25 protein-coding genes are annotated in these 25188 nt (G+C 72.8%); 7 read left to right on the plus strand and 18 right to left on the minus strand.

The window, feature by feature from the left end:
* Positions 1–12: 12 nt before the first annotated feature.
* From ACWXWW_RS06345 to ACWXWW_RS06360, 4 genes are all read right to left on the minus strand, one after another.
* Positions 13–795 (minus strand): IclR family transcriptional regulator domain-containing protein, encoded by a 783-nt coding sequence (locus tag ACWXWW_RS06345; protein WP_455969350.1) that lies wholly within the window; start codon positions 793–795, stop codon positions 13–15.
* Between the two features lie 289 nt (positions 796–1084).
* The gene (locus ACWXWW_RS06350; protein WP_455969351.1) at positions 1085–2251 is read right to left on the minus strand and encodes a thiolase family protein; all 1167 of its coding nucleotides are present in this window, start codon (positions 2249–2251) and stop codon (positions 1085–1087) included.
* A complete protein-coding gene (locus tag ACWXWW_RS06355) occupies positions 2248–2895 on the minus strand; it encodes a 3-oxoacid CoA-transferase subunit B (protein ID WP_455969352.1) in 648 nt (215 codons plus the stop codon). The genes ACWXWW_RS06350 and ACWXWW_RS06355 overlap by 4 nt, the downstream gene beginning before the upstream one ends.
* Positions 2892–3635, minus strand: a complete 744-nt coding sequence (locus ACWXWW_RS06360) for a 3-oxoacid CoA-transferase subunit A (protein ID WP_455969353.1) — start codon at positions 3633–3635, stop codon at positions 2892–2894. The genes ACWXWW_RS06355 and ACWXWW_RS06360 overlap by 4 nt, the downstream gene beginning before the upstream one ends.
* Positions 3636–3971: 336 nt before the next feature.
* On the opposite strand from ACWXWW_RS06360, the gene ACWXWW_RS06365 reads away from it, so the two are divergent.
* Positions 3972–5180 carry a cobalamin-independent methionine synthase II family protein gene (locus ACWXWW_RS06365; protein ID WP_271172954.1) on the plus strand — a complete coding sequence of 403 codons (1209 nt, stop codon included), beginning with the start codon at positions 3972–3974 and terminating at the stop codon, positions 5178–5180.
* 194 nt (positions 5181–5374) lie between these two features.
* On the opposite strand, the gene ACWXWW_RS06370 is transcribed toward ACWXWW_RS06365, so the two are convergent.
* The 6 genes from ACWXWW_RS06370 to ACWXWW_RS06395 form a co-directional block, all read right to left on the minus strand.
* On the minus strand, positions 5375–6325 hold the full coding sequence (locus ACWXWW_RS06370; RefSeq protein WP_271172955.1) for a fumarylacetoacetate hydrolase family protein: 951 nt from the start codon (positions 6323–6325) through the stop codon (positions 5375–5377).
* On the minus strand, positions 6322–7362 hold the full coding sequence (locus tag ACWXWW_RS06375; protein WP_455969354.1) for an amidohydrolase family protein: 1041 nt from the start codon (positions 7360–7362) through the stop codon (positions 6322–6324). Before ACWXWW_RS06375 ends, ACWXWW_RS06370 begins: the two co-directional genes overlap by 4 nt.
* Positions 7359–8492 (minus strand): FAD-dependent monooxygenase, encoded by a 1134-nt coding sequence (locus tag ACWXWW_RS06380; protein ID WP_271172957.1) that lies wholly within the window; start codon positions 8490–8492, stop codon positions 7359–7361. Before ACWXWW_RS06380 ends, ACWXWW_RS06375 begins: the two co-directional genes overlap by 4 nt.
* A gap of 59 nt (positions 8493–8551) precedes the next feature.
* Positions 8552–9544, minus strand: coding sequence for a cyclase family protein (locus tag ACWXWW_RS06385; protein WP_455969355.1), 993 nt, complete (start codon positions 9542–9544; stop codon positions 8552–8554).
* Positions 9541–10521, minus strand: coding sequence for a fumarylacetoacetate hydrolase family protein (locus ACWXWW_RS06390; RefSeq protein ID WP_455969356.1), 981 nt, complete (start codon positions 10519–10521; stop codon positions 9541–9543). The genes ACWXWW_RS06385 and ACWXWW_RS06390 overlap by 4 nt, the downstream gene beginning before the upstream one ends.
* Before the next feature lie 85 nt (positions 10522–10606).
* Positions 10607–11623 (minus strand): VOC family protein, encoded by a 1017-nt coding sequence (locus tag ACWXWW_RS06395; protein ID WP_455969357.1) that lies wholly within the window; start codon positions 11621–11623, stop codon positions 10607–10609.
* A gap of 254 nt (positions 11624–11877) precedes the next feature.
* Here ACWXWW_RS06395 and ACWXWW_RS06400 point away from each other — a divergent pair, with 254 nt between their 5' ends.
* The 6 genes from ACWXWW_RS06400 (at position 11878) to ACWXWW_RS06425 (ending at position 18063) form a co-directional block, all read left to right on the plus strand.
* Positions 11878–12639 (plus strand): CoA transferase subunit A, encoded by a 762-nt coding sequence (locus ACWXWW_RS06400; RefSeq protein ID WP_455969358.1) that lies wholly within the window; start codon positions 11878–11880, stop codon positions 12637–12639.
* A gap of 1 nt (position 12640) precedes the next feature.
* Positions 12641–13291: a CoA transferase subunit B gene (locus ACWXWW_RS06405; RefSeq protein WP_271172962.1), complete on the plus strand. Its 651-nt coding sequence runs from the start codon at positions 12641–12643 to the stop codon at positions 13289–13291.
* Positions 13288–14472: an acetyl-CoA C-acetyltransferase gene (locus ACWXWW_RS06410; RefSeq protein ID WP_324013710.1), complete on the plus strand. Its 1185-nt coding sequence runs from the start codon at positions 13288–13290 to the stop codon at positions 14470–14472. The genes ACWXWW_RS06405 and ACWXWW_RS06410 overlap by 4 nt, the downstream gene beginning before the upstream one ends.
* 109 nt (positions 14473–14581) lie before the next feature.
* Positions 14582–15529 carry a LysR family transcriptional regulator gene (locus ACWXWW_RS06415; RefSeq protein WP_455969359.1) on the plus strand — a complete coding sequence of 316 codons (948 nt, stop codon included), beginning with the start codon at positions 14582–14584 and terminating at the stop codon, positions 15527–15529.
* A gap of 52 nt (positions 15530–15581) precedes the next feature.
* The gene (locus tag ACWXWW_RS06420) at positions 15582–16229 is read left to right on the plus strand and encodes a Pr6Pr family membrane protein (protein ID WP_271172965.1); all 648 of its coding nucleotides are present in this window, start codon (positions 15582–15584) and stop codon (positions 16227–16229) included.
* An 85-nt stretch (positions 16230–16314) separates the two neighbouring features.
* Entirely contained in the window at positions 16315–18063 is a 1749-nt protein-coding gene (locus tag ACWXWW_RS06425) for a glycoside hydrolase family 35 protein (protein WP_455969360.1), read from the plus strand.
* Between the two features lie 7 nt (positions 18064–18070).
* Here ACWXWW_RS06425 and ACWXWW_RS06430 read toward each other — a convergent pair whose 3' ends face one another.
* From ACWXWW_RS06430 to ACWXWW_RS06465, 8 genes are all read right to left on the minus strand, one after another.
* The gene (locus tag ACWXWW_RS06430; RefSeq protein WP_455969361.1) at positions 18071–19504 is read right to left on the minus strand and encodes an FAD-dependent oxidoreductase; all 1434 of its coding nucleotides are present in this window, start codon (positions 19502–19504) and stop codon (positions 18071–18073) included.
* Between the two features lie 12 nt (positions 19505–19516).
* The gene (locus ACWXWW_RS06435) at positions 19517–20131 is read right to left on the minus strand and encodes a DUF4166 domain-containing protein (protein WP_282978803.1); all 615 of its coding nucleotides are present in this window, start codon (positions 20129–20131) and stop codon (positions 19517–19519) included.
* Positions 20132–20140: 9 nt separating this feature from the next.
* Positions 20141–20542, minus strand: a complete 402-nt coding sequence (gene pcaC, locus ACWXWW_RS06440) for a 4-carboxymuconolactone decarboxylase (protein ID WP_271172969.1) — start codon at positions 20540–20542, stop codon at positions 20141–20143.
* Positions 20539–21294 (minus strand): alpha/beta fold hydrolase, encoded by a 756-nt coding sequence (locus ACWXWW_RS06445; RefSeq protein WP_455969362.1) that lies wholly within the window; start codon positions 21292–21294, stop codon positions 20539–20541. Before ACWXWW_RS06445 ends, pcaC begins: the two co-directional genes overlap by 4 nt.
* Entirely contained in the window at positions 21291–22649 is a 1359-nt protein-coding gene (locus ACWXWW_RS06450; protein WP_282978807.1) for a lyase family protein, read from the minus strand. The genes ACWXWW_RS06445 and ACWXWW_RS06450 overlap by 4 nt, the downstream gene beginning before the upstream one ends.
* Positions 22639–23208 (minus strand): protocatechuate 3,4-dioxygenase subunit alpha, encoded by a 570-nt coding sequence (gene pcaG / locus ACWXWW_RS06455; RefSeq protein ID WP_282978808.1) that lies wholly within the window; start codon positions 23206–23208, stop codon positions 22639–22641. Before pcaG ends, ACWXWW_RS06450 begins: the two co-directional genes overlap by 11 nt.
* Positions 23208–24026: a protocatechuate 3,4-dioxygenase subunit beta gene (gene pcaH / locus ACWXWW_RS06460; RefSeq protein ID WP_455969363.1), complete on the minus strand. Its 819-nt coding sequence runs from the start codon at positions 24024–24026 to the stop codon at positions 23208–23210. Before pcaH ends, pcaG begins: the two co-directional genes overlap by 1 nt.
* 253 nt (positions 24027–24279) lie before the next feature.
* Complete coding sequence (locus ACWXWW_RS06465) at positions 24280–25050, minus strand: IclR family transcriptional regulator (RefSeq protein ID WP_324013694.1); 771 nt, start codon at positions 25048–25050, stop codon at positions 24280–24282.
* Positions 25051–25188 lie beyond the last annotated feature (138 nt).

The following is a 25188-nucleotide window of genomic DNA, read 5'->3' on the forward strand; positions in this document are numbered from 1 at the left end:
TGAGGTGACGGCTCACACGAGACGCAGATCGGCCTCGATCGCCTGCGTCGCCGCGATCAGCCGCGGGAGGTGCTCGTCCCGGAGGCGCTCGATCGGAACGCGCGCGGCGCTCGCGGACACGTTCACCGCGGCGACGACCCGGCCATCCCGGCCGCGCACGGGAGCCGCGACCGATCGCACGCCCGACTCGAGCTCGCCATCCGTGATCGCGAATCCCGCGGCCGCAACCTCGTCGAGCCGGCGCGCGAGGGCCGATCGGTCGGTGATCGTGCGCTCGGTGAGGGGCTCGAGAGCGGATGCCGCGAGCAGGGCATCGCGCTCATCCTGCGGCAGGTGCGCGAGCAGCACACGGCCCAAGCTCGTGGCGTAGGCCGGGAAGCGGGTGCCGATCGTGATCGCGACGCTCATGATCCGACGCGTCGGAACGCGCGCGACGTAGACGATGTCGCCGCCGTCGAGGACGGCCGCCGAGACGCTCTCGTCGACCTCGCGCGAGAGCCGCTCGAGGTGGGGCTGGACGATCTCGGGCAGGGACAGTGCGGAGAGGTAGCTGAAGCCGAGCTCGAGGACGCGCGGGGTGAGCGCGAACTCCCTCCCCGTGCTGCGGACGTACCCGAGCGTCTCGAGGGTGAGCAGGAACCGCCGGGCGGCTGCGCGGGTCATCTCCGTCCGGGCGGCGACCTCGCTCAGGGTGAGGCTCGGGTGCTCCGCGTCGAACGAGCGGATGACCGCGAGGCCGCGCGCGAAGGACTGGACGAAGTCGCCGCGGGCCTCTTCGACGTCGTTCGTGCTCATCCCCGCGACCCTATCGCCCTCCGGACCACCCCGTGTCTCACCCGGTGCGGCCATCCGGGCCCGAAACCCTCGTGGAATGAGACAGGGGGGTGGTGTGCGGAGCTTCCGTGTGGTGCCGGGGCTTCCATGTCTCACCTGGTGCGGCTATCCGGGCCGGAAACCCGCGTGGAATGAGACATGGGGGTGGTGGCGGGGCTTCCGTGTCTCACGCGGTGCGGCCATCCGGGCTCCATTCCCACGCCAACCGAGACATGCACGACCCCCGGTCCCGCGCACGCACGGCTGCGGCTCAGCGCTCGAGGACGACGGCCAGCCCCTGCCCGACGCCGATGCAGAGAGCGGCGACCGCCACTCCCCCGCCCCGGCGCTTGAGCTCATGCGCGGCGTGCCCGATGATGCGTCCGCCCGAGGCGCCGAGCGGATGCCCGATCGCGATCGCGCCGCCGTGGATGTTCACGCGCTCGGGGTCGATATCCCACTGACGGATACACGCGAGGCTCTGCGAGGCGAACGCCTCGTTGAGCTCGACGAGGTCGACGTCGGCCCACGTCTTCCCCGCTCGGCGGAGGGCGATGTTCGCCGCCTCGACCGGCGCGACGCCGAAGAGGTGCGGCTCGTTTCCGAAGACGCCTCGGCCGGCGATGCGCGCGAGCGGCTCGGCGTCGATGGCCCCCTCGGCGCCGAGGAGCACGGCCGACGCCCCGTCGTTGATCGACGAGGAGTTGCCCGCGGTGACCGTGCCGCCCTGCTTGAACAGCGCCTTGAGGCCGCCGAGCTTCTCGACGGTCGAGCCGTCGCGGATGCCCTCGTCGCGGCCGAGCTCATGCCCGTCGACCTGCACGATCTCCGCGTCGTAGCGACCCTCGGCCCACGCGCGGGCCGCGAGCTCGTGGCTGCGCACGGAGAAGGCATCCTGGTCGTCACGCGAGATGCCGTAGGTCTCGACCAGCAGCTCGGCGCTCTCGCCGTTCGAGATCGTCCATTCCCGCGGCAGAGCGGGGTTGACCATCCGCCATCCGATCGACGTGTTCCACATCGTCTGGTTTCCCACCGCCGGGAACGGCTTGGCCGACTTCTCCACGACGAACGGCGCGCGGCTCATCGACTCGACCCCGCCCGCGAGCACGATCCGGTCATCGCCGGCCTCGATCGCGCGCGAGCCCTGGATGACCGCCTCGACCGACGAGCCGCAGAGCCGGTTCACCGTCGCGCCGGGCACCGTCACGGGGAACCCCGCGAGCAGCGCACCGAAGCGCGCGACGTTGCGGTTGTCCTCGCCGGCCTGATTCGCGTCGCCGAACACGACGTCGTCGATCCGTGCGGGGTCGAGACCCGTGCGGTCCACGGTCGCCCTCATGACGACGGCGGCGAGGTCGTCGGGCCGCACCCCCGACAGCGCTCCACCCGCGCGCCCGAACGGGGTGCGGACGGCGTCGTAGACGAAGCTCGCGGTCATGCCGCCACCTCCTGCAGAGAGAGCCCGGTGAGGGACTCGAGGCCCTCGATCGTGTTGTCGCCGAAGAGCTCCCGCACGCGGAAGCCCTCGTCGGTCACATCGAACACCGCGTGATCGGTGTAGACCCGCGTGACGCAGCCGACGCCCGTGAGGGGATACGTGCAGGCGGCCACGAGCTTCGACGCGCCCTGCTTCGTGAGCAGGTCGGTCATGACGAACACCTGCTTCGCGCCGATCGCGAGGTCCATCGCGCCGCCCACGGCGGGGATGGCCCCGGGCGCGCCGGTCGACCAGTTCGCGAGGTCGCCGCGCTCCGACACCTGGAACGCGCCGAGCACGCAGATGTCGAGGTGCCCGCCGCGCATCATCGCGAACGAGTCGGCGTGGTGGAAGTAGGCCGCCCCGGGCAGTGCGGTCACGGGCTGCTTGCCCGCGTTGATGAGGTCGGGGTCGACGCGGTCGGCGGCAGGGGCCTCGCCCATGCCGAGCAGGCCGTTCTCCGTGTGCAGGATGATCTCCTGATCGGATGGCAGGAAGTTCGCCACGAGGGTGGGCGCGCCGATTCCGAGGTTCACGTAGGAGCCCTCGGGGATGTCGGCGGCGATCCGTGCCGCGAGGTCGTCGCGGCTGATGCGGGTGGTCATCGTGCGGCCTCCTCGGCGAGCGGGCGTCCCTCGATGTCGACGCCTCCGACGAAGACGCCGTCGCGCAGCCACGCGCGCTCGCCGACCGCCACGACGCGGTCCACGAAGAGACCCGGGGTCACGACCATCTCGGGGTCGAGCGCTCCGAGCTCGACGACCTCGTCGACCTGGACGATCGTCGTCGTGGCGGCCGTCGCCATGATCGGCCCGAAGTTGCGCGCGGTCTCGCGGTAGACGAGGTTGCCCCAGCGGTCGGCGCGGTGCGCGCTGATGAGCGCGACGTCGGCCCTGATCGGATACTCCAGGACGTACGTGCGCCCGTCGATGTCGCGGTGCTCCTTGCCCTCCGCCAGCTGCGTGCCCACGCCCGTGGGCGAGAAGAAGGCGCCGATCCCCGCGCCGGCGGCGCGGATCCGCTCGGCGAGATTGCCCTGGGGCACGAGCTCGAGCTCGATCTCGCCCGCACGGTACAGACCGTCGAAGACCCAGGAGTCGCTCTGACGAGGGAAGGAGCAGACGATCCGGCGCACGCGTCCCGCCGCCAGGAGCGCTGCAAGGCCGGTGTCCCCGTTGCCGGCGTTGTTGTTCACGATCGTGAGGTCGCGGGCTCCGTGCGCGATGAGCGCGTCGATGAGCTCGACGGGCTGTCCGGCGCGCCCGAAGCCGCCGATCATGACGGTCGCGCCGTCCGCGATCCCCGCGACGGCGTCCTCGACGCTCGCGACGGTCTTGTCGATCACCGGTTCCTCCTCGATCGGTTCGCTCTGCGAACGCATGTTCGCTATACGGCCAGTATAGCGAGCGGATGTCCGCCGCGCGAGCCCCGGGCGCACGCCGCGTCGGACCCGTGGTGCGGATGTCGCCTGCCGGGGACGACACGCGCACACGAGCCCCAGCCATCCGATTGCGCGTACGGGGTCGGGGGGCGGGACCCGGAGTCGCGGTTGGGAGTCGGCCCGCGGCCCACGGCCCGGCGCCGAGCATCCGTCACTCTTCGACATGCGATGCGGAAGTCGCACCGTGCTCGCGATACCGTCGCGACGGCGGGCACGCCCGCAGAAGGAGCGAGGAGCAGCATGACGACCATCGAGACGACGACCGCCGGAAGCCTGCCGCGCACGAAGGCCCTCATCGAGGCCAACGCCGCGCGCACGTTCGAGGAGGACGGCTTCACGCTCACGTCGACGCCCGAGTACGAGGCGCTCGTCGCTGAGGCCGTGCGCGACGTCGTCGAGCGCCAGCGCGCGGTCGGGATCACGCAGCCGGGAGACGGCGAGTTCGGCAAGGCGATGTCGAGCCCCGTCGACTACGGAGCGTGGTGGGGCTATTCGTTCCAGCGCGTCGACGGCCTCTCGCTCACCGAGGTGAACGCGTTCAACGAGCCGCCCCGCCGCTCCGAGCCGGGGAACATCGTGCTCACGTCGTTCCTCGACCGCCGCGACCGCCAGGCCTTCGCCGAGGTGTACCACGACCCGGAGAACGGCGTCGAGACCGGACGGACGGCCACGGCGTTCCCCACGACGACCGGCCCGATCTCGTACCGCGGGCAGGCCGCGACGGCGGCGGATGTCCGCCACCTCGCCGACGCGCTCGGCGAAGGCGAGACCGGATTCCTCACGGCGATCGCGCCGGGTTCCGCCGCACGCGTGCGCAACGACTACTACGCGACCGAGCTCGAGCACATCCGCGCGTGGACAGACGCATTGAAGGAGGAGTACCGGGCAATCACGGACGCCGGTCTCATCCTGCAGCTCGACGATCCGTCGCTCGCGGAGAACTGGGACCAGATCAACCCCGAGCCGAGCGTCGAGGACTACCTCGCGTTCACGCAGATCCGCATCGACGCGATCAACGAGGCCATCGCCGGACTGCCCAGGGAGCAGGTGCGCCTGCACCTGTGCTGGGGTTCTTGGCATGGGCCTCACACGACCGACATTGAGCTCAAGCACATCCTCCGCACCGTGCTCGGCGCGAAGGTCGGCCAGATCTCGTTCGAGGCGGCCAACGTGCGCCACGAGCACGAATGGGCGGTGTGGGAGGAGAACAGGGATCTCATCCCCGACGACCTCGTCCTCGTGCCGGGCGTCGTGGGTCACTCGACGAACCTCGTCGAGCATCCGGACCTCGTCGCGCAGCGCATCGAGCGCTTCGCGCGCATCGTCGGCCCCGACCGTGTGATCGCCGCGACCGACTGCGGCCTGGGCGGCCGCGTCCACGAGCAGATCGCGTGGGCCAAGCTCGAGGCGCTCGGCGAGGGCGCGCGCCGCGCTGCGAAGCGGGTCTGACGGCCCCTCGGCCGCCAGGGCGACGGTCGCGGGCGGAACCCGGGACGCCGATCCCCTCGGTCGCCGGAGAACGCGGCGATCAGCGCCCGGATCGCCGCGAAACGCGGCAAGGGTCGAGGAGGCTCACCCCGTTTCGCGGCGATCACGCCCTTGTTCGCCGCGAAACGCGGCGAACACGCGCCCGGCCGCGCCCCTCAGCGCGCCCGGGCTCGCGACCGAGGACGGGCGGGCGGGATCGGCGGGGCCGGGACGGGGGCGCCGACGTGCCCCACGAGCTCGCCGATGCCCTCGACCGTCATCCGCACCTCGTCGCCCTCGCGCAGCGGCGGCAGGGTGCTGCCGCGCCCCCAGAGCTCGCCGAGGCAGCCGCCGTTGCCGACGGTGCCCGAGCCGAGCACATCCCCCGGGACGACGCGCGCATTGCGCGAGGCGTACGCGACGAGCTCGGCGAAGGGCCATCCCATGTTCGACACGAGATCCTCGCCGTACCGCTCGCCGTTGACGGACACCTCGGCGCGCAGGGCGAGGAAGCCGTCCTCGTCGCGGAAGCGCTCGAGCTCGTCGGCCGTGACGATCCACGGGCCGAGGCTCGTGGCGAAGTCCTTGCCCTTGCACGGCCCGAGGCGCACCTTCATCTCCCGCGACTGCAGGTCGCGGGCCGACCAGTCGTTCATGATCGTGTAGCCGAAGATCACGGCGTCCGCCTCGGCCGGCGAGAGGTTCGCACCTGCGCCGCCGAGCACCGCGGCGACCTCGAGCTCGAAGTCGAGGCGCTGCGTCTCGGGCGGGGCGATCGTCTCGCCGGGACCGGCGATCGTGTGCGGGTTCGTGAAGTAGAAGGTCGGCGCCTGGTACCACTCGGGCACGACCTCGCTCTTGCCGTCGACCGACGCGCTGACCCCCTCGACGTGCTCCTCGAACGCGACGAAGTCCCGCACGGAGGCCGGCGACAGCGGCGCGCGCAGCGTCACGTCGGCAAGGGGCGCGACCGGATGGCCCGCGCGCTCGCGAAGCGCGGGGAGCGCCCCGAGCCCTGCGGCGAGCACGTCGCCCACCGTGAGCGCGTCGGGGAACGGGATGACCCCCGCGTCCTCGATGAAGCCGTCCTCCTCGCGGCCGGCGCGCGTCCACCGCCCGATCCTCATGCCCGCGCCTCCGCGATCGGAGCGCTCGCGGCATCCGCCCTATGCACGCCCGCGGCGAGCGTGTCCGCCGTGCGGGAGATCACGGCATCGGCATCCGCGAGCCCCGCCCCCTGCACGAAGCCGACGGGGTCGTCGAGCCCCATGTCGAACGGGAAGTCGCTGCCGAGCACGACGCGGTCGACCCCCGCGACCTCGACGAGCGCGCGCAGCGTGCGCTCGTCGTGCACGACCGTGTCGAACCAGAGCCGGCGCAGGTACGTCGACGGCGGCTCGGCGCAGCCCCGCGCCTCGGGGCGCACCGCCCACGCGCGATCCGAGCGGCCGATCACCGTCGGCAGGTAGCCCCCGCCGTGCGCGGCCACGATCCGCAGCTCCGGATGGCGGTCGAGCACGCCCGCGAAGATGAGGTGCGAGAGCGCGACGGCGTTCTCGGTCGGTTGCCCCACGGTGTTCGAGAGGTAGAACCGGTCGAGTCGCTCGTCGAGCGAGCATCCGAACGGGTGCAGGAGCACGATCGCGCCGAGCTCGGCGGCGCGGGCCCAGAACGGCTCGAGCCGCTCGTCCGACAGCTCGACGTCTCCCGCGAACGAGGAGATCTCGACCCCGAGCAGCCCGTGCGCGAGAACCGCGTCGTCGAGGCACTCGACGAGACGCGATGGGTGCTGCAGCGGCACGGTGCCGAGCCCGCGGAGGCGGTCGGGGGCAGTCGCGATGTGCGCCGCGATCTGCCGGTTCGCCTCCTTCGCGATCCACACGCCGAGCTCCTCGTCGGCCCACGGATGGAAGTGGTTCGGCGACGGGCTCACCCACTGCTGCGCGACCCCCTGCTCGTCCATGGCGGCGATGCGCGCGGCCGGGTCGGTGAGCAGAGGGATGCGCGCGCCGATCATGCGCCCGGATGCGGCCAGGCTCTCCGACCCGTTGCGGCGCGCGTCGAGCGCGTTCGCGGTTGCGAAGCCATCGGGGTCGCGACGCGCGACCTCCTCCTGCAGTGCGGGCAGGAGGAGGTGCGCGTGGACGTCGATCGCGCCGCTCATGCGGGCTGCGCCATCTGCTGCGCGACGCCGAAGATGAGGCCGGCCGCGTCGGCGTCGCGGTTGTGCTCGAGCTGCCAGCGTCCGAGCTGCACCGACGCCTCGACGACCGCGGTCGCACGCGGCACGCGGCGGGCGTGGAACGCGTCCCAGAGGCCCTGGTCCACGGCGTCGGCGGCGATGAGGAGCTCCGCGAGCACGATGCCGTCCTCCATCGCCTGCGCGGCGCCCTGGGCGACCGTGGGCGGGCAGCTGTGCGCCGCGTCGCCGATGACGACCGTGCGGCCGCGGTTCCACGCGCCGTCGAGGATGTGCGCCGTGAACCACGTGTAGTTGATGCGGCTCGACTCGGACAGGCTCTCGCGGATGGCGTTCCACGGGCCGCCGTAGGCCGCCGAGAGCCCCTTCATGATCTCCACGGCCTCCGCCGGGGCGACGCCGAAGCGATCCTGCGCGTCCTCGACGAGGAACGCGTACATCGTGTCCTCGCCCGTGGGCGTGTAGCCGGCGATGTACGCGGGTCCGCCGTAGTACAGCTGGCTCTGCGTGACCTCGGCCGGCCGCGGGACGAAGGCGCGCCAGATGCCCATGCCCGTGTGCTCGGGCTGGGTCTCGATGCCGATCAGCTCGCGCACGGTCGAGTGGATGCCGTCGGCCCCGATGAGCAGGTCGTACTCGCCGACGGGCGCGCCGCCGACGTCGACGAGCACCCCGCCCTCGGTCTCGCGCACGCCGGTGACCTTCGCGCCGTAGTGCACGCGCACGCCGAGCGACTCGGCGCGCTCGACGAGGATGCGCGCGAGGTCGGGGCGGTACATGCCCATGCAGGCGGGGAAGTCGGGGCCGCCGGTCTTCACCTCGGGAAGCTCGGCGATGACGGGCGCGTCCGGGCCCGGCGCGCGCAGAGTGAGCCCCTCGAACGGGTAGCCCTGGGCTGCGGCCTGCTCCCACACCCCCAGGCGGCCGAGAGCGCGCAGCGCATTGCCCTGCAGCGTGATCCCGGAGCCGAGCGCCGACAGCTCGGGCTTGAGCTCGTACACGTCGACGGAGACGCCGGCCTCGGCGAGCGGGATCGCGGCGGCCATGCTGGCGGCGCCGCACCCGGCGATCGCGACCTTCGTCACTGCGGTCATGGAAGAACCTCCTCGTTCTCGGATGTGTCTGATGCGGATGGCCCGCGGATGTCGGATGGTCAGAGGATCGCGAGCGGGTTGACCGGCGACCCGACCGCGCCCGTGATCGGGATCGTCGCCGCGGTGAGCAGGAACTCCCATCGTCCCCGTTCCCGGCACGCGTCGGCCAGCCGGTCGAGATCCCACATCTCGCCGACCGTGAGCCCCATGTTGGGGATGACGACCTGGTGCAGGGGCTGGAAGGCCGCGTCGAACTCGTTCGGGCGCACCTCGAAGCCCCACGTGTCGGTCGCGATCGCCGCGATCTCCGAGCGGTGCAGCCATCCGGCCGTCGTGAACGACAGCCCGGCCGAGGGGCCGCCCGCGTAGTCGCCCCAGCCCTCGCGCCGCGCGCGTGCGAGCCGGCCGGTGCGCACGAGCACGATGTCGCCGCGGCCCACGCCGCTCGTCGGGCCCTGCGCGGCGATGCACGCGTCGAGCTCGGCGGCCGTGATCGCGTAGCCGTCCTCGAGCTCGCCCGTCTCGGGTCGCAGGAACGCCCCCAGGTCGAGCAGCACCCCGCGGCTCACGAGCCGGTCGGCCGTGTGCTCGATGCCCGTGACGAGGTCGCCGTCGCTCGTGACGACATCGCCCGCGCGGCGCCCGTTCCACGCGAAGCCGCGGTCGAAGATGTGGCCGAGGCCGTCCCACTGCGTCGAGCACTGCAGCGGCATCGCGATCACGTCGTCGGCGCCCCCGATCCCGTGCGGGAAGCCCTGGGCGCCGCGCTCGGCGTCGGTGCCGGTGTCGAGCATCGTGTGCACGGGGTTCGTGCGGCGCCGCCATCCCTTCTGCGGTCCGTCCATGTCGAAGGACTGCGCGAGCGAGACGACGAGGCCGTCCTGCACGAGGCCGGCGGCCGTCCGCCGCTTGGCGTCGTCGATGAAGTTGAGCGTGCCGACGACGTCGTCCTCGCCCCAGCGCCCCCAGTTCCGGTACGCCTCGGCCGCCGCCGCGATGTGGCCGGCGGGGTCGGCGCGGTCGAGCTCCTGCGGATCGTCGGTCGGCGTCATCGCGCGGTCCCCTCGGCGACGCAGCGCACGACCTGGGCGCCCAGGCCCGAGATCGCCCCGGTCATGACGTCCCCGTCGCGCAGGAATCTCTTCCAGTGCTGGCCGTTGCCCGCGGGGCTGCCCGTGAGGAGCAGGTCGCCGGGGAGCAGCGGCATCGTCTGGCTCGCCGCCGAGACGAGCGCGGGGATGTCGAAGAGGAGATCGCTCGTCGAGGAGTCCTGCATCGTCTGCCCGTTGAGCTCGAGGCGCACGCGCGCGTCCTTCTCGTCGACGAGGCCGGCCGGCACGAGGAACGGCCCGGTCGGCAGGAAGCCGGGCGCGTTCTTCGACCGGTACCAGTCGGTGCCGATCTCCTTCATGTCCTTGCGGAACACGAGGTCGCGTGTCGTGATGTCGTTGACGATCGTGTAGCCCGCGACGTGCTCCATCGCGTCTTCCCGCAAGACGCGGAACGCCTCGCGGCCGATGACGACGGCGAGCTCGAGCTCCCAGTCGTGCACCTCGCTGTAGGGCGGCAGCGCGAGCGGCACGTCGTCGCCCACGACGCACGCGGGCAGGCCGATGAAGAAGTACGGCTCGCCGCTCGCGGCGCGCTCGTCCATCATGTCGGCCGCGAACGCGCGCGCCTCCGCGGGCGTGCGGTCGGTGTTGTTCGTGAGCCCCGCCGCGACGAGCTCGATGACGTGCTGACGGTAGTTCGCCCCCGTCTGCAGCACCTGGCGCGGCTCGACCGGCGCCGTGAGCACGACCTCGTCCAGCGGCTGCCATGGGCCGTCGGTCTCGGCGAGCGCGGCCATCCGCTCCCAGCCGGCGAAGGCGTCCGCGAGGAACGCGTTGAGGTCGGGGGCGCCGAGCTCATCGGGCCCCACGGGCCGGATGCGATCTCCGGCCACGAGACCGAGGCGCACCTCCGCGCCGTCACGGTAGCGCGCGAGCGCGAAGCGGTTGTCGAGCCGCGGGTGCGACGTCATCGTCATCTCCTCATCATGAAGCGGATGGCCGGAGTCCGGCCCTGGGGACGCGGGAACGCGGGTCGCGTGCGCGACCCGCGTTCCGTCGGCGTCAGCCCCGGCCCTGGACGGCGTAGGGGTTGAGCACGGCTTCCTTGATCTCGTCGGGCACGCCCTCCTCGGTGGCGGACGGGCCGTTCGCGGGCGGGAACGACTCCGTCATCGACATCGGCATCGCGCCGTTGCGGTAGAAGTTGTTCGAGCCCTGCGAGGGGCGCCACGTGTTCGCCTCCCAGTCCGGCACGTAGTTGCGGTAGCCGCCCGTGTTGAGCTCGATGCGCAGGCTCGAGGGCTCGCGGTAGTAGAGGAACGTCTGCTCGCCGATGCCGTGGATGTTGGGGCCGTACTCGATCGGCGTGCCGTTCTCCATGAGCACGTCGGCGGCGATGAGCAGCTCCTCGCGGGTGTCGACCCAGAAGGCGTAGTGGTTGATGCGGCCGTCGCGGTCGGAGCCGTCGAGCACGACGCCGAGGTCGTGCGACTTCTCGTTGGTCGTCAGCACGCTGAACACCGAGATGGGCGCCTCGTCGAGCACGGTGCGCGCCATGAAGCGGAAGCCGAGGACGCGGACGTACCACTCGACGAACGCGTCGACGTCGCGCGCCGCGATCGTGACGTGGTCGAGCTGGCGCGGGGCGCCCGCGTGAGACGAGCGGCGCGCCGGGCGGTCGGGGTAGATCGACGCCTGGTCTGCGCCCGAGACGTAGTGCTCGACGTCCCAGTGCAGCGTCATGCGGTGCCCCTGCGGGCCGACGAAGCGGTAGGCGCGGCCGATCGCGTGCCCCTCGAACCACTCGCCCTCGACGCCCTCGGCCTCGAGCCGGCGGACGGCCTCCTCGAGCGCCTCGGGGCTCGTCGTGCGCCATGCGGCGGTCTCGAGCGCGGGCTCGTCGCCCGGGACGACGACGACGCTGTAGCGGTAGTAGTCGCCCCAGCAGCGCAGGTAGACGGCGCCGTCGATGCGGTCGACGACCTGCAGGCCGACCTGCTCCTCGTAGAACTTCACCGACGCCTCGACGTCGGGCGTCGTGATGGCGACGTAGGACAGATGCGAAAGCAGTTTGATCATCTTCGATCCCTTCTCGGGTAGGTCTGCATCCACTCTCCGGCCATCGGGACTATCAGGGAACCCGAATTCTTCGATCCTCGGCATCACTCTGATTTATGACTCGACGGGCCGCGTGCGCGCTCTTCAGCGCGGCCGATGACCGGCATTCGGATCGCTGATATCGCCCCCTCCCGCTCCCCCGCCGCGCGCTAGATTCGAAGGGACGACAGCGGCGAAGGCGCCGCGCGCGACGGTGGACGAGGGAGTGACACGACGTGATCGACAAGCAGATCCCGACGGCGGCCGAGGCGGTCGCCGACATCCCGGATGGCGCGAGCATCGCGGTCGGCGGCTTCGGGCTCTCGGGCAACCCCATCGCCCTCATCGAGGCCCTGCTCGCGCAGGGGACCACCGACCTCTCGATCGTCTCGAACAACTGCGGCGTCGACGACTGGGGGCTCGGCGTGCTCCTCGGCGCTCGCCGCATCCGCAAGATGACGTCGTCGTACGTCGGCGAGAACAGGGAGTTCGAGCGGCAGTTCCTCTCCGGCGAGCTCGAGCTCGAGCTCACTCCGCAGGGCACGCTCGCGGAGAAGCTGCGGGCGGGCGGCGCGGGGATCGCGGCGTTCTACACGCAGACGGGCGTGGGCACGCAGGTGGCCGACGGCGGCCTGCCGCGCCGGTACGCCGCCGACGGCTCGGTCGCTGTCGCCTCGCCCTCGAAGGACGTCCGCACCTTCGGCGAGCGCGAGTACGTGCTCGAGGAGGCCATCACGACCGACTTCGCGCTCGTCCACGCCTGGAAGGGCGACCGACACGGCAACCTCGTCTTCCGCAAGGCGGCCCGGAACTTCAACCCGCTCGCCGCGATGGCGGGCCGCGTGTGCATCGCGCAGGTCGAGGAGCTCGTCGAGCCCGGCGCCCTCGACCCCGACGCCGTGCACCTGCCCGGCGTGTTCGTGCACCGGGTCGTCGAGGTGGGCACCGACATCGAGAAGCGCATCGAGAAGCGCACCGTCGCGACCGAGGGGAACTGACATGGCACTCACCCGCTTCCAGATGGCCGCGCGCGCCGCACGCGAGCTCCACGACGGCGAGTACGTGAACCTCGGCATCGGTCTTCCCACGCTCGTCCCGAACTTCGTGCCCGACGGCGTGACGCTCGTGCTCCAGTCCGAGAACGGCATCCTGGGGGTCGGGCCCTACCCGGCCGAGGACGCCGTCGATCCCGATCTCATCAACGCGGGCAAGGAGACCGTCACGACGCTCCCGGGCGCGGCCTTCTTCGACTCGAGCCTGAGCTTCGGGATGATCCGCGGCGGCAAGATCGACGCGGCCATCCTCGGCGCCATGCAGGTGTCGGCGTCGGGCGACCTCGCGAACTGGATGATCCCCGGCAAGATGGTCAAGGGCCCCGGCGGCGCGATGGATCTCGTGCACGGCGCCGGCCGCGTCATCGTCCTCATGGAGCACGTCGCCAAGGACGGGTCGCCCAAGATCGTCGACGCGTGCTCGCTCCCGCTCACGGGGCGGGGCGTCGTCGACCGGATCATCACCGACCTCGCCGTCATCGACGTGACCGCGGACGGGCTCGTCCTCCGCGAGCTCGCGCCGGACGTGACCCTCGACGAGGTCGTCGCGGCCACCCAGCCGGCCCTGATCGTCGCCCTCGAGGAGGAGGCAGCATGAACCCGCAGGACATCGTCATCGTCGCCGCAGCCCGGACCCCGCAGGGGCGGCTGAGCGGGCAGCTCTCGTCGCTGACCGCTCCGCAGCTCGGCAGCGCGGCCATCCGCGGCGCACTCGAGCGCGGGGGCATCGCGCCCGGCGCGGTCGACGCCGTCATCGTGGGCCAGGTGCTCGCGGCCGGATCGGGCCAGAACGCCGCCCGCCAGGCCGCGGTCGGCGCGGGCATCGGCTGGGACGTCCCGTCGCACTCCGTGAACAAGGTCTGCCTCTCGGGGCTGACGGCCGTGATCGACGCCGCGCGGATGATCGCCGTCGGCGACGCCGAGGTCGTCGTCGCGGCCGGCATGGAGTCGATGTCGCGCGCCCCGCATCTGCTCATGGGGTCGCGCACGGGCTGGACCTACGGCTCGGTCGAGGTGCTCGACCACATGGCGCACGACGGACTCACCGACGCGTACGACGGCGTGAGCATGGGGCTCTCGACCGAGAACCACAACCCGCGCTACGGGGTCGAGCGCGCGGCGCAGGACGAGGTCGCCGCGCTGTCGCATCAGCGTGCCGCCGCGGCGACCGAGGCAGGGGTCTTCGACGACGAGATCGTGCCCGTCGAGATCCCGCAGCGTCGGGGCGAGCCCGTCGTCGTGACGCGGGACGAGGGGATCCGCCCCGACACGACGGTCGAGACCCTCGCGCGGCTGCGCCCCGCGTTCGCCGAGGGCGGGAGCATCACGGCCGGCAACTCGTCGCAGATCTCCGACGGCGCGTCGGCCGTGGTCGTGACGACGCGCGAGCGGGCCGAGCGCGAGGGATGGCGCGCGCTCGCGACGATCGGAGCATCGGGTCAGACCGCGGGCCCCGACAACTCCCTCCAGGCGCAGCCGGCCGCGGCCATCCGCCGTGCCCTCGAGAAGCAGGGCATCGACGTCGCCGACCTCGATCTCGTGGAGATCAACGAGGCGTTCGGCGCCGTCGTCGCGCACTCGGCACGCGAGCTCGGCCTGTCGTCCGACATCGTGAACATCCACGGCGGCGGGATCGCGATCGGGCACCCGATCGGCGCCTCCGGCAACCGCCTCGTCGTGCACGCCGCCCACGAGCTCGCGCGCCGCGGCGGAGGGACCGCCGTGGTCGCACTGTGCGGTGGAGGAGGCCAGGGCGACGCCCTCGTGCTCACGGCGTGATCGAGGCGTTATCGACCGGCGCTATGGTGATGGCGCCGGTGATCGACGGCGGTGATACGATCCGGGTACGCTCATCGCCGAGCGGACCCGACCCGAGGACCACGCCGCCGTGCCCGATCAGCCGCTGCTCTCACGACTCGACCTGAACCTGCTCGTCTCGCTCGACGCGCTGCTCACCGAGCGCAGCGTGACGCGCGCCGCCGAGCGCCTCCACCTGAGCCAGCCCGCGCTGAGCGCGTCGCTCTCGCGGCTCCGCGCGCACTTCGACGACCCCATCCTGGCGCGGCGCGGCAACGCGTACGAGCTCACGCCGCTCGCGATGCGCCTGACCGAGCACACGACGACGGCGCTCGAGGCCGCGCGTCGGGTCTTCGAGAGCCAGGCCGCGTGGAACCCCGAGCAGTCCACGCGCGAGTTCGCGATCTTCGGTTCGGACTACGGCTTCGCGACGGTCGGGCGGACGGTGAGCCGCATCGCCCGCGAGCGGGCGCCGGGCGTGCGCTTCCGGTTCATGCTCCACAACCAGACCATCGTCGAGGACGCCGCCACGCGCCTGCGCGCCGCCGACGCCATGCTCATCCCGCACGGCTTCCTCACCGACCTGCCGTACGCCGATCTGTGGCAGGACGACTGGGTCGGCATCGCGAGCGCCGACGACGCGCGCATCGGCTCGCAGGCCACGATGAAGGACCTCGCCGAGCGCCCGTGGGTGTTCACCTACCAGTCGCGCGAGGCGTTCACGTCGGCGAGCCGCCAGCTGCAGCAGCTCGGCATCGAGCCCCGCGTCGAGGCGGTCGTCGAGAGCTTCCTCGCCCTCGGCCACTTCGTCGAGGGCACCGACCGGCTCGGCATCGTGCAGTCGGCGCTCGCGCCGATCGTGGAGCGCTCGGCGGCGGTGCGCACGTTCGCGCTCCCGTTCGACGCGACGCCCGTGCTGAACGCCATGTGGTGGCATCCCGTGCACGACCGCGATCCCGAGCACCAGTGGATGCGCGAGCTCTTCGTCGACGCCGCCGACGAGCTCGGCGCGCGCGCCGACCCGAAGCGGCTTCCGTAGACTCGGGCCGTGGCGCGCGCACGCCGCGCCGCAGCGGGAGGACGACGCGAGGGTGACGGCACGGACGGCTTTCGGCTGGTCTCGCCTGGCGGCGGCGGCCCTGTGCCTGGTCGCGCTCGTCCACCGGCTCGCCTGGGGCCTCAGCTCGCAGACGATCGCCGGTGAGAACTTCCTCGCGTACCTCACGATCCAGTCGAACATCGCCTTCACGGTGCTCGCGACGATCGCCGGGGTGATCGCCCTCCGACACGACGAGGACCCGCCCTGGCTGACCACGGCGCGCGCCCTCATCCTCAGCTGGACGATCACGGCCGGTCTCGCCTTCGCGCTCATCGTCTGGCAGGCGGGGCTGCGCGGCATCCGGATCGACGTGCCCTGGTCGGACGTCGTGCTGCACTTCGTGCTCCCGATCTGGACCATCCTCGCGTGGCTGTTCGGGCCCGGCCGCCGTGCGGCGTCCTGGCGCGTCGTGCCGTTCGTGCTCGTGTACCCGCTCGTGTGGGGCGGCTTCACGATGTGGCGCGGCGCGATCGTCGGATGGTTCCCGTACTACTTCCTCGACCTGCGGCAGGTGTCGGGCTTCGCGGAGTTCGCGGTCACGTGCGCGATCGCACTCGCGATCTTCGCGGGCGTGGCATCGGGGCTCGTGCTGCTGAGCCGCATCCGGCCGACCATCCGCGACGCGGACGGGCGCCCCTGACGCGCGCAGGGCCATCCGCTCGATACGCTCGGAGTTCGCCCCCGATGACGGATGTCGGCGGCGCGATCGACGAGGAGGACCCCCGATGAGCCGGTTCGCGATCGGGGAGCACGACTTCCTGCTCGACGGAGAGCCGTTCCGCGTGCTCGCGGGCGCGCTGCACTACTTCCGCGTGCACCCCGATCAGTGGCGCGACCGCATCCGCAAGGCGCGGGCCATGGGGCTGAACACGATCGAGACGTACATCGCGTGGAACGCGCACGCGCCGCGTCGCGGTGAGTTCCGCCTCGACGGGGGCCTCGACCTCGGCCGCTTCCTCGACGACGTCGCGGCCGAGGGCATGCACGCGATCGTGCGGCCGGGGCCGTACATCTGCGCCGAGTGGGACAACGGCGGCCTGCCGGCCTGGCTCTTCCGCGACGGCGCCGGGGTGCGCCGCTCCGAGCCCCGGTACCTCGACGCCGTGCGCGAGTACTACGCGCAGATCGCGCCCGTGCTCGTGCCGCGGCAGATCGACGCGGGCGGGCCGATCATCCTCATGCAGGTCGAGAACGAGTACGGCGCGTTCGGCGACGATGCGGCCTATCTGCGCGAGGTCGCCGACCTCACGCGCGCGATCGGGATCACCGTGCCGCTCACGACCGTCGACCAGCCCACCGACGAGATGCTCGCCGCGGGCGGCCTGCCCGACCTGCACCGCACCGGCTCGTTCGGCTCGCGGGCGACCGAGCGGCTCGCCACGCTGCGCCGTCACCAGCCCACGGGGCCGCTCATGTGCTCGGAGTTCTGGTGCGGATGGTTCGACAGCTGGGGCGAGCACCACCACACGACCTCGGCGGAGGACTCGGCCCGCGAGCTCGACGACCTGCTCGCGGCGGGCGCCTCGGTGAACATCTACATGTTCCACGGCGGCACGAACTTCGGATTCACGAACGGAGCGAACGACAAGGGGCGGTACATCCCCATCGTCACGAGCTACGACTACGACGCGCCGCTCGACGAGACGGGCCACCCGACCGCGAAGTACCGCGCGTTCCGCGACGTCATCGCGAAGTACGCGCCGGTCCCCGACGAGGAGCCAGCGGCCGTCCGGCCCGACGCGCCCGTCTTCGACGTCGCGCTCGACCGCGCGCTCTCGCTGTGGGATGGTCTCGAGCTGCTCGGCGCGGAGACCTCGGTCGACCACCTGCCGACGATCGACGAGCTCGACCAATTCGGCGGGTTCACGCTGTACCGCGCCACGCGCCCGATCGAGGCGCCGGGCGTGCTCGCTTTCGACCAGGTCCGCGATCGCGCCCAGGTCTTCCTCGACCGGAAGCCGGTCGGGGTCCTCAGCCGCGATCACGGCGAGCGGCGCATCGCGCTGCCCCACGGCGGCGTGCTCGAGCTGCTCGTCGAGGACCAGGGGCGGGTGAACTACGGCCCGCGCCTCGGCGAGCCCACGGGGCTCATCGGTCCCGCGACGCTCGACGGCGCGCCGATCGACGCGTGGGAGGCGGCACCGCTCACGTGGGAGCGCCTCGACGAGCTGGCCGACCGCGCGAGCGCACACGGATCCGCCGCGCACGCGGGCCCCGGCGTCGCGTTCGGGATGTTCGACGCGCCCGCGGGCCGCGACCTGCTGCTCGACACATCCGGATGGGGCAAGGGCGTCGTGTGGGTGAACGGGTTCTGCCTCGGCCGGTTCTGGTCGAGGGGCCCGCAGCGCACGATGTACGTGCCCGGCCCGGTCGTGCGCGAGACGGGCAACCGGATCGCCGTGCTCGAGCTGCACGCGGGCGAGGCGGTCGCGCGGTTCGTCGCGCAGCCCGACCTCGGCCACACCGAGCTCTGAGACCGCGCTACCCCGCGGACGGGGTCGGCTCGGACGGGGTCGGCTCGGGCGGGGACGGCTCGGGCGTGGGCGACGCCGGCGCGAAGAACCCGAGCGACTCGAGAGCCGCGGCCTGCGCGTCGCCGTCGTCGAGTGCCGCGAACGCCTCGGCCTCGTCGCCGCCCACGAGGCCGACGAGCACGGGCTCGCCCGTCGCGGGCGCGAGATTGAACCAGGTGCGGATGGCGCCCGTCCCGCCGACGAGGTGCCAGATCGCGGCGTCCGTCTCCCAGAACCGCTCCTCGAAGCGGAGCCACACGGTCTCGATCGCGCCCATCCCGAGCGCCGCCACGGCTCCCCGCTGAGCGGCCGGCAGCTCGGGCGAGAACTCGATCCCCTGGTGCTTGAGCACGCCGAGCGGCACCGTGACGACGACCCGGTCGTACGACAGGGCCTCGCCCGTCGCGAGGCGCAGGCTCACGCCGCGGTCGTCGTGCGCGATGCGGACGACGGGCGACGAGAGCGTCACCTGGATGTCGTCGAGCGGCCCCTCGACGAGGCCGGCGAGATCGCCCGCCGCCGCGCGCAGCGTGTCGGCGGGCAGCGGCGGCGGGAACCAGCACGACGCATCGGCCGCACTCGCGCCCGTCGTCGCCGCGAGCCAGGCGAGCGACGCGGCGAGCGCAGGATCGTCGAGGTCGGCGCCCGTCGCGAGCAGTGCGGCCTCGAGCGGCACGTCCGCGGCGCCCGCGCTGCCGCGTTCGACCGCCTCGCGCACCGCGTCGAACGCGAGCGTCGCCGTCTCGCCCTGCTCCGACCATCCGGTGGCCGTGTCGAGGTCGATGTCGGGGATCCCGAGCAGCCGCAGGCGCCCGAGGAACGCCTCGTCGTCGTCGCCGAAGGTCCACGCGCCGAGCTGGGCCGGGATCGGCCACGGGTCGTCGGGTACCGAGTGGAGGCGCCCGCCCACGCGGTCGCGGGCCTCGAACACCGTGACGTCGTGACCGGCGTCGGCGAGCGCGCGCGCCGCGACCGCGCCGGCGATGCCCGCTCCCACGACCGCGAGGCGCTCCCCCGGGCCCGCGACCGCGAGCACCTCGTCGGCCACCCGGGAGCCCGAGCGGTGCGCGCCCATGACCGTCGCCGGCTGCTCGGCGTCGGTCGCCTCGCCCGCGAAGAACACCCGGTCGCCGACCGGCTGCGCGAGGGCCTCCCGGTGCTGCGGCGTCGCGCCGACCGCGATGAAGCTGCGCGCTCCGCGGGCGTACGGGTCGGCCGACCACGTGCTGCGCAGCCAGGCGGAGGGCACCGGCACGCCGTTCGACGGCGTCGGGATCGGGGCCGGCGTCGACGGCGCAGGCGTCGACGGCCCCGGCTGCGGATCGCCCGTGCACGACGCGAGAAGCATCGCGACGGCGCCCGTGCCGGCGCCGACGAGCAGGGTGCGGCGCGTGATCCTCATCGTGTCGCCAGACTACCCGCCGGCGTCGGGTTCGATCCGGTACCGGAACGTCCCCCGGTACGCGTACACGCGGCCCACGACGGGCACGTCGACCGTCAGCTCGACGCGCTGGCGGCCGACCGCGTCGTCCCAGCTCTCCCGGAGGCGGACGACGGGCGCCACGCGACGCGGGAGGCGCACCCGCAGGCGCCCCCACCGCAGCCCGACCGACCGGCTCACGAGCACGAGCGCCCCGTCGTCCACACGCACGTCGAACACGGCCGCGAGCGTCGGGGGCTCCCCGAGCCGATCGACGACGCGTCCTGTCTCGGCCAGCGCGACGGCGTCGACCATCGTCCAGTCGCCGCCCGGGAGCCGCAGCTCCCTGCGGGCGAGCGCGCGGCCATCCGCCGTCCGGTTGACGATCCGGAACGGCACGTCGCGCGCCCAGCCGGCCCACACGACGCCGCGCGCCTCGAGCACGCGCAGCAGGGGATGCAGCCAGCGGCGCGGCGTGCCCACCGTGTCGAACACGCCCTCCCCGACGCCGACGCTCCCCTCGGGGATCGTCGAGAAGTACCGCCGCAGGGTCGGATGGAGCTCGTCGATCCGCGCCCCGAGCGCCCGCGCGTACGGCGATCCGGTCACGCCGCGAGCCTACGCGTCGTCGGAGAGGACCTCGTTCGCGATCCGGAACGCCGTGTTCGCGGCGGGCACGCCCGAGTAGATCGCGGACTGCAGGATGACCTCGCGGATCTCGTCGACCGTGAGGCCGTTGCGGAGGGCCGCGCGCAGGTGCATCGCGAGCTCCTCGTGATGCCCGTGCGCGATGAGCGAGCTGAGCACGGCGACCGAGCGCGACCGGCGATCGAGGCCGGGGCGCGACCAGATGTCCCCCCACGCGTAGCGGGTGATGAGGTCCTGGAAGTCCGCGCTCAACGGCGTCTGATTCGCCGTCGCGCGATCGACGTGCGCGTCGGAGAGCACCGCGCGGCGCACGGCCATCCCCTGGTCGTAGCGCTCCTCGTCGGTGAGCCCCTGGCCGTCGGGTCGGGTCATCGTGCGATCCCCTCGAAGTGGCGGATGAGCTGCTCGGCGACCGCCGCCGGCTGCTCGGCGGGCGCGAGGTGGCTCGCGTCGGGGATCACGGCGGAGCGGCCGTCCTGCACCCCCTGTGCGATCGCCTCGGCGTGGGCGGGCGGCGACACGGGATCGTGCGCGCCTGCGACCGCGAGCACGGGCACCGCGATCTCGCCGAGGCGATCGGCGACGTCGTACTGCGCGAGGGCCTCGCAGCACAGCGCGTAGCTCTCGTCGTCGGCGTCGCTCAGCGCGTGGAGCAGCCGCCCGCTGAGCACCGGCACGCGGGCGATCGAGCCCGGCGCGAACCACCGCTCGGCCGAGCCGCTCACGAGCACGGGGGTGCCCTGCGCGCGCACCTGCGCTGCACGGTCATGCCACGCCTGCGGCTCGCCGAAGCGCGGCGACGCGCACACGATCGCGGCGCGGGGCACGAGGCCCGGGTGCCGCAGCAGGAGCTCGAGCCCGGTCGCGCCGCCCAGAGAGACGCCCGCATAGAGGAAGGGCTCGCCGACTGCCTCGGCCACAGCGTCGGCGAGGTCGCCGACCGTGAAGGGCTCCGCGACCGGCTTCGCGGCGCCGTGCCCCGGGAGGTCCCACAGGGCGACGCGGAAGCGCGCGGCGAGGAGGGGGGCGACGCTCTCCCAGAGGATGGTCGAGGTGCCGAGCGAGGGCCCGAGCACGACGAGCGGGGCGTCGGCGGGGCCGACGGGGGCGGTGAGGGCGATCATGCGCTCTCCTCCTCGGTCAGGGGCGAGTGGTCGGCGGCATCCTCGGTCGCGCGGTCGACGGAGGCCCCCGCGAGCCCCGTGTACCGCGCGGGGTCGAGGAGGTCGTCGACGTCGACGCCGTCGACGCCGGCCTCGGCGAGGGCGGTCGCGACGAGCGCACGCAGGTCGCCGCCCGCTCCCGCGGCCGAGACGATGTCCTTCACGCGATCGCGCCCGAGCACGGGGCCCAGCGCGACGGACAGGCGCTCGGCGACGATGAGCCCTCCGGTCGCGGCGAGGTTCCGCTCCACGGCGTCGCGGTTGACCCGCAGCCCCGAGACGAGGTCGACCGCGTGCGCCGAGGCGCCGAGCGCGAGCCGCAGGAGCTCGCGCAGCGTGGGCCACTCGGCATGCCATGCGCCGTCGGGGCGCTCGTCGACGGCGAGGCCGGCCGCCGAGTGCAGCGTCGCGGCGAGGTGCGGGGCGCGGATGGCGGCGGAGCGGATGAGCACCGACCGCGCGGGATTCTGCTTCTGCGGCATGGCGGACGAGCCGCCGCCCGTGCCCTCGGCGAGCTCGCCGATCTCGGTGCGCGACAGCGTCGCCACGTCGGCGGCGATGAGGCCGAGCGCGTCGAGCGCCTGCGCGAACGCGTCTCCGGCCTCGGTCACGGGCCAGCGGGTGACGTGCCAGACGCCGTCGGGAGCCGCGAGGCCGAGCGCCGTCGCGAAGGCGGCCGGCAGCTCGCTCGCGCGGGCGCGCCCCGCGACCTCGACGAACGAGGCGAGCGTTCCGCCTGCTCCGCCCAGCTGCGCGGGGAACTCCAGCGCGGCCAGCCGCGCTCGCGCCCGGCGGACGGCCCGCAGCCAGTTCGCGGCGCGGAGGCCGACGGTCGTGGGCACCGCGTGCTGGGTGAGGGTGCGCGCGGCGGCCGGCACGTCGCGGTACTCCTGCGCGAAGTGCTCGAGCGACCCGACGACCGCGTCGAGCGAGGCGAGCACGTGCGCCGCGGCGTCCTTCGCGACGAGCATGAGCGCCGTGTCGAGGATGTCCTGGCTCGTCGCGCCCCGGTGGATCCACGGCTTGACGTGCGGCCCCGCGAAGATCCGCAGCTCGTTCGCGAGCGGGATCACCGGGTTCCCGCCGGCGACCGCGGCCAGCGCGAGCGCGTGCACGTCGGCCACGCCGAGAGCGTCGGCCTCGGCGCGCACGGCGTCGACGTCCTTCACCGCCCCGACCGCGATGTAGGCCTCGATGAGCGCGCGCTCGGCGAGCACGAGAGCCGACAGCACCGCGGCGTCCGACACCCGATCCTCGCGCCCGGCGGTCACCGGCGAGAGGAGTCCGGCGTCGAAGCGGTCGGGGTCAGTATGCAAGGAAGACGGTCTCCTCATCCCCCTGCAGCCGGATGTCGTGGTGCAGGTAGCCATCGGACGTGCGTGTCGCGATGAGCGTAGCGCGCTCGCCCTCGTCGAGGGAGGCGAGGAGCGGGTCCTGCGCGAGGCGCTCGGGCTCCTCCGGCAGGTAGATGCGCGTGTGCAGCTTGTTGGGAAGCCCGCGCGCCCACAGCACCACCGCGAAGAACGGCGCCTTGCCCTCGATGGGGCCGGGGTTGCGCGTCCAGAACTCGTAGTGGCCCTCGTCATCCGTGAACGAGCGGCCGTAGCCCGTGAACGAATGCCCGTCGCGACGGAGCGTTCCGCGCGCACGCGGCACCGTGCCATCCGTGTCGGCGCCGAAGATCTCGACGACGGCGTCGGGGATCGGGTGCCCGTTGCCGTCGCGCACGGTGCCGCCGAGCACGATCGCGCCGGGGCTGTGCGGGAAGGCGACCTGCGCCATCCCGTCGAACTCGAGACCGAACTTGAAGAACGGTCCGACGGTCTGGCCGGCGGTGGGGGCGAGCGTCTTCTCGCCGAGGTCGCTGCGGGTCATCAGTGCTCGTCTCCCTCGGGCTCGAACCACGTCGCGTCGGGGCCGTCGACGACGATGTCCCAGCGGTAGCCCATCGAGAACTCGGGCACCGTGAGGTCGTGGTCGTAGGTCGCGATGAGCCGCTCGCGGTCCCTCTGGTCGCGGATCGTGTTGTAGATCGGGTCGAGCGCGAACAGCGGGTCGCTCGGGAAGTACATCTGCGTCACGAGGCGCTGCGTGAAGCCGCGGCCGAAGACGGAGAAGTGGATGTGCGCAGGACGCCACGCGTTGACGTGGTTCTTCCACGGGTACGGGCCCGGCTTGATCGTCGTGAAGGAGTACTCGCCGTTGGCGTTGGTGATCGTGCGGCCGGCGCCCGTGAAGTTCGGGTCGAGCGGAGCGGGGTGCTGGTCGCGCTGGTGGATGTAGCGGCCGGCGGCGTTGGCCTGCCACAGCTCGATGAGCTGGTTCGCGATCGGACGCCCCCAGCCGTCGAGCAGACGGCCGCTCACGGTCATCCGCTCGCCCTGCGGCTCGCCCGCGTGCTGCAGCGTCAGGTCGGACTCGATCGCCGCGACATCCCGCTCGCCGTAGGCGGGCGACCACAGCTCGATCGTCTCGGGGTCGACGAGCTTGGGGTTCTTCGTCGGGTGACGCAGGATGCTCGAACGGTACGGGGGGAAGTCGTAGAGCGTGCTGGGCACGTTCTCCCCCGCGGCCACGCGCGCGGCGGCGTCGGCGTGGATCTGCCGGATCTCCTCGGTGATCTCGGCCTGGCTGACCTGATCGGGCGAGGCGAGCAGCGACTCGGGGGCCGCCGCGGTCTGCTCTGGCGTCATGGTGTCTCCTTCGACGAGCTGCCGGTCCAGTGTGGCGCGACCGCCGCGCCGGCGGGCGGGATTCTCCCGGTGAGTGGGAGGAGCGGTCGGGAGGGGCGGCGTTCGGGCGGCGTTCGGGGTTGCGTCCGCGGGACACAGCGCAGGAGTTCCGGGCGCGACGCGGATGGCGAGCCGCGTGATTCCGGGGGCGGGCAGCCGCGAAGGCGCGGGAACTCCTGCGTCGTGTCCCGGGCGGATGGCCGGAGCGAGCTCGTCAGCTCGCGTCGCGGAGCTCGCGCGTCAGGGCGGCGGCCGTCTGCCGCACGAGAGCCGCGAGGCGCCGCTCATCCGCGGTGTCGATGTGCGCGACGACGCCGATCGCCGTGGGCGGGAGGCCGCGCACGTGCCCGAGCATCGCGGCGATCGAGATGTTGCCGAGGGTCATCTCCTCGCGCGCGACCGCGTAGCCGCGGGCCTTGGTGGCGGCGAGGTCGGCGCGCACGGCCTCCTCGGACGTGAGGGAGTGCACGGTCTCGCGCTCGAGCGGCGCCCGGAAGAACTGCCGCAGCCACTCCTCCCCCTGCTGCGCGAGCATGGCCTTGCCGACGCCGACGGTGTGGAGCGGGTGGCGGCCGCCCATGCGCGACAGGGTCGGGATGGATCCGTGGCCCGTCACGCGTCCGACGTAGAGCGCGGATGCGCGTTCGGGTGTCGGCGCGTCGAGCACCGCGAGGTGGACGTTCTCGCCGGTCGCCTCGTAGAGCCGCTGCATGTGGGGCAGCGCGGTCTCGCGCAGCCGGAGGGACAGCGGCGAGAGCTCGCCCAGCTCCCACAGCCGCGGCCCGACGATGTAGCGCCGCCCCGGAGCGCGGGCGAGCAGGCCGTGGTCGACGAGCTGCGCGAGGATGCGGTGGAGCGTCGACGACGACAGCCCCGTCTGCTCCGACAGCCGCGTCGCGCTGAGATCGGGCTCGTCGGCCGTGAAGCACGCGAGGATGCGCATCGCCCGCGTGAGGACCCCTTCGCCCTCCCCCTCCACTCCCATGTCTCGATTGTCGCGCCTCTGGCCCATCCGAACCCGCACGACGCGAGACATGGAGACCTGGCCGGATGGCCTCCCTGCGTCCCCCGAATCGGATCCGTGCGACAGGAGTCGCCCCCTGCGCACGACACGCGCACACGC

The sequence above is a fragment of the Microbacterium sp. KNMS genome (assembly GCF_053851835.1).

Coding starts and splice junctions, on each gene's coding strand:
- ACWXWW_RS06445 (WP_455969362.1), bottom strand. CDS start 21,294: ATGATCGCCCTCACCGCCCCCGTCGGCCCCGCCGACGCCCCGCTCGTC.
- ACWXWW_RS06390 (WP_455969356.1), bottom strand. CDS start 10,521: ATGACGATGACGTCGCACCCGCGGCTCGACAACCGCTTCGCGCTCGCG.
- ACWXWW_RS06345 (WP_455969350.1), bottom strand. CDS start 795: ATGAGCACGAACGACGTCGAAGAGGCCCGCGGCGACTTCGTCCAGTCC.
- ACWXWW_RS06380 (WP_271172957.1), bottom strand. CDS start 8,492: ATGACCGCAGTGACGAAGGTCGCGATCGCCGGGTGCGGCGCCGCCAGC.
- ACWXWW_RS06430 (WP_455969361.1), bottom strand. CDS start 19,504: ATGAGGATCACGCGCCGCACCCTGCTCGTCGGCGCCGGCACGGGCGCC.
- ACWXWW_RS06370 (WP_271172955.1), bottom strand. CDS start 6,325: ATGAGGATCGGGCGGTGGACGCGCGCCGGCCGCGAGGAGGACGGCTTC.
- ACWXWW_RS06385 (WP_455969355.1), bottom strand. CDS start 9,544: ATGACGCCGACCGACGATCCGCAGGAGCTCGACCGCGCCGACCCCGCC.
- ACWXWW_RS06395 (WP_455969357.1), bottom strand. CDS start 11,623: ATGATCAAACTGCTTTCGCATCTGTCCTACGTCGCCATCACGACGCCC.
- ACWXWW_RS06375 (WP_455969354.1), bottom strand. CDS start 7,362: ATGAGCGGCGCGATCGACGTCCACGCGCACCTCCTCCTGCCCGCACTG.
- ACWXWW_RS06465 (WP_324013694.1), bottom strand. CDS start 25,050: ATGGGAGTGGAGGGGGAGGGCGAAGGGGTCCTCACGCGGGCGATGCGC.
- pcaH (WP_455969363.1), bottom strand. CDS start 24,026: ATGACGCCAGAGCAGACCGCGGCGGCCCCCGAGTCGCTGCTCGCCTCG.
- ACWXWW_RS06365 (WP_271172954.1), top strand. CDS start 3,972: ATGACGACCATCGAGACGACGACCGCCGGAAGCCTGCCGCGCACGAAG.
- ACWXWW_RS06425 (WP_455969360.1), top strand. CDS start 16,315: ATGAGCCGGTTCGCGATCGGGGAGCACGACTTCCTGCTCGACGGAGAG.
- ACWXWW_RS06405 (WP_271172962.1), top strand. CDS start 12,641: ATGGCACTCACCCGCTTCCAGATGGCCGCGCGCGCCGCACGCGAGCTC.
- ACWXWW_RS06355 (WP_455969352.1), bottom strand. CDS start 2,895: ATGACCACCCGCATCAGCCGCGACGACCTCGCGGCACGGATCGCCGCC.
- ACWXWW_RS06350 (WP_455969351.1), bottom strand. CDS start 2,251: ATGACCGCGAGCTTCGTCTACGACGCCGTCCGCACCCCGTTCGGGCGC.
- pcaC (WP_271172969.1), bottom strand. CDS start 20,542: ATGACCCGACCCGACGGCCAGGGGCTCACCGACGAGGAGCGCTACGAC.
- pcaG (WP_282978808.1), bottom strand. CDS start 23,208: ATGACCCGCAGCGACCTCGGCGAGAAGACGCTCGCCCCCACCGCCGGC.
- ACWXWW_RS06410 (WP_324013710.1), top strand. CDS start 13,288: ATGAACCCGCAGGACATCGTCATCGTCGCCGCAGCCCGGACCCCGCAG.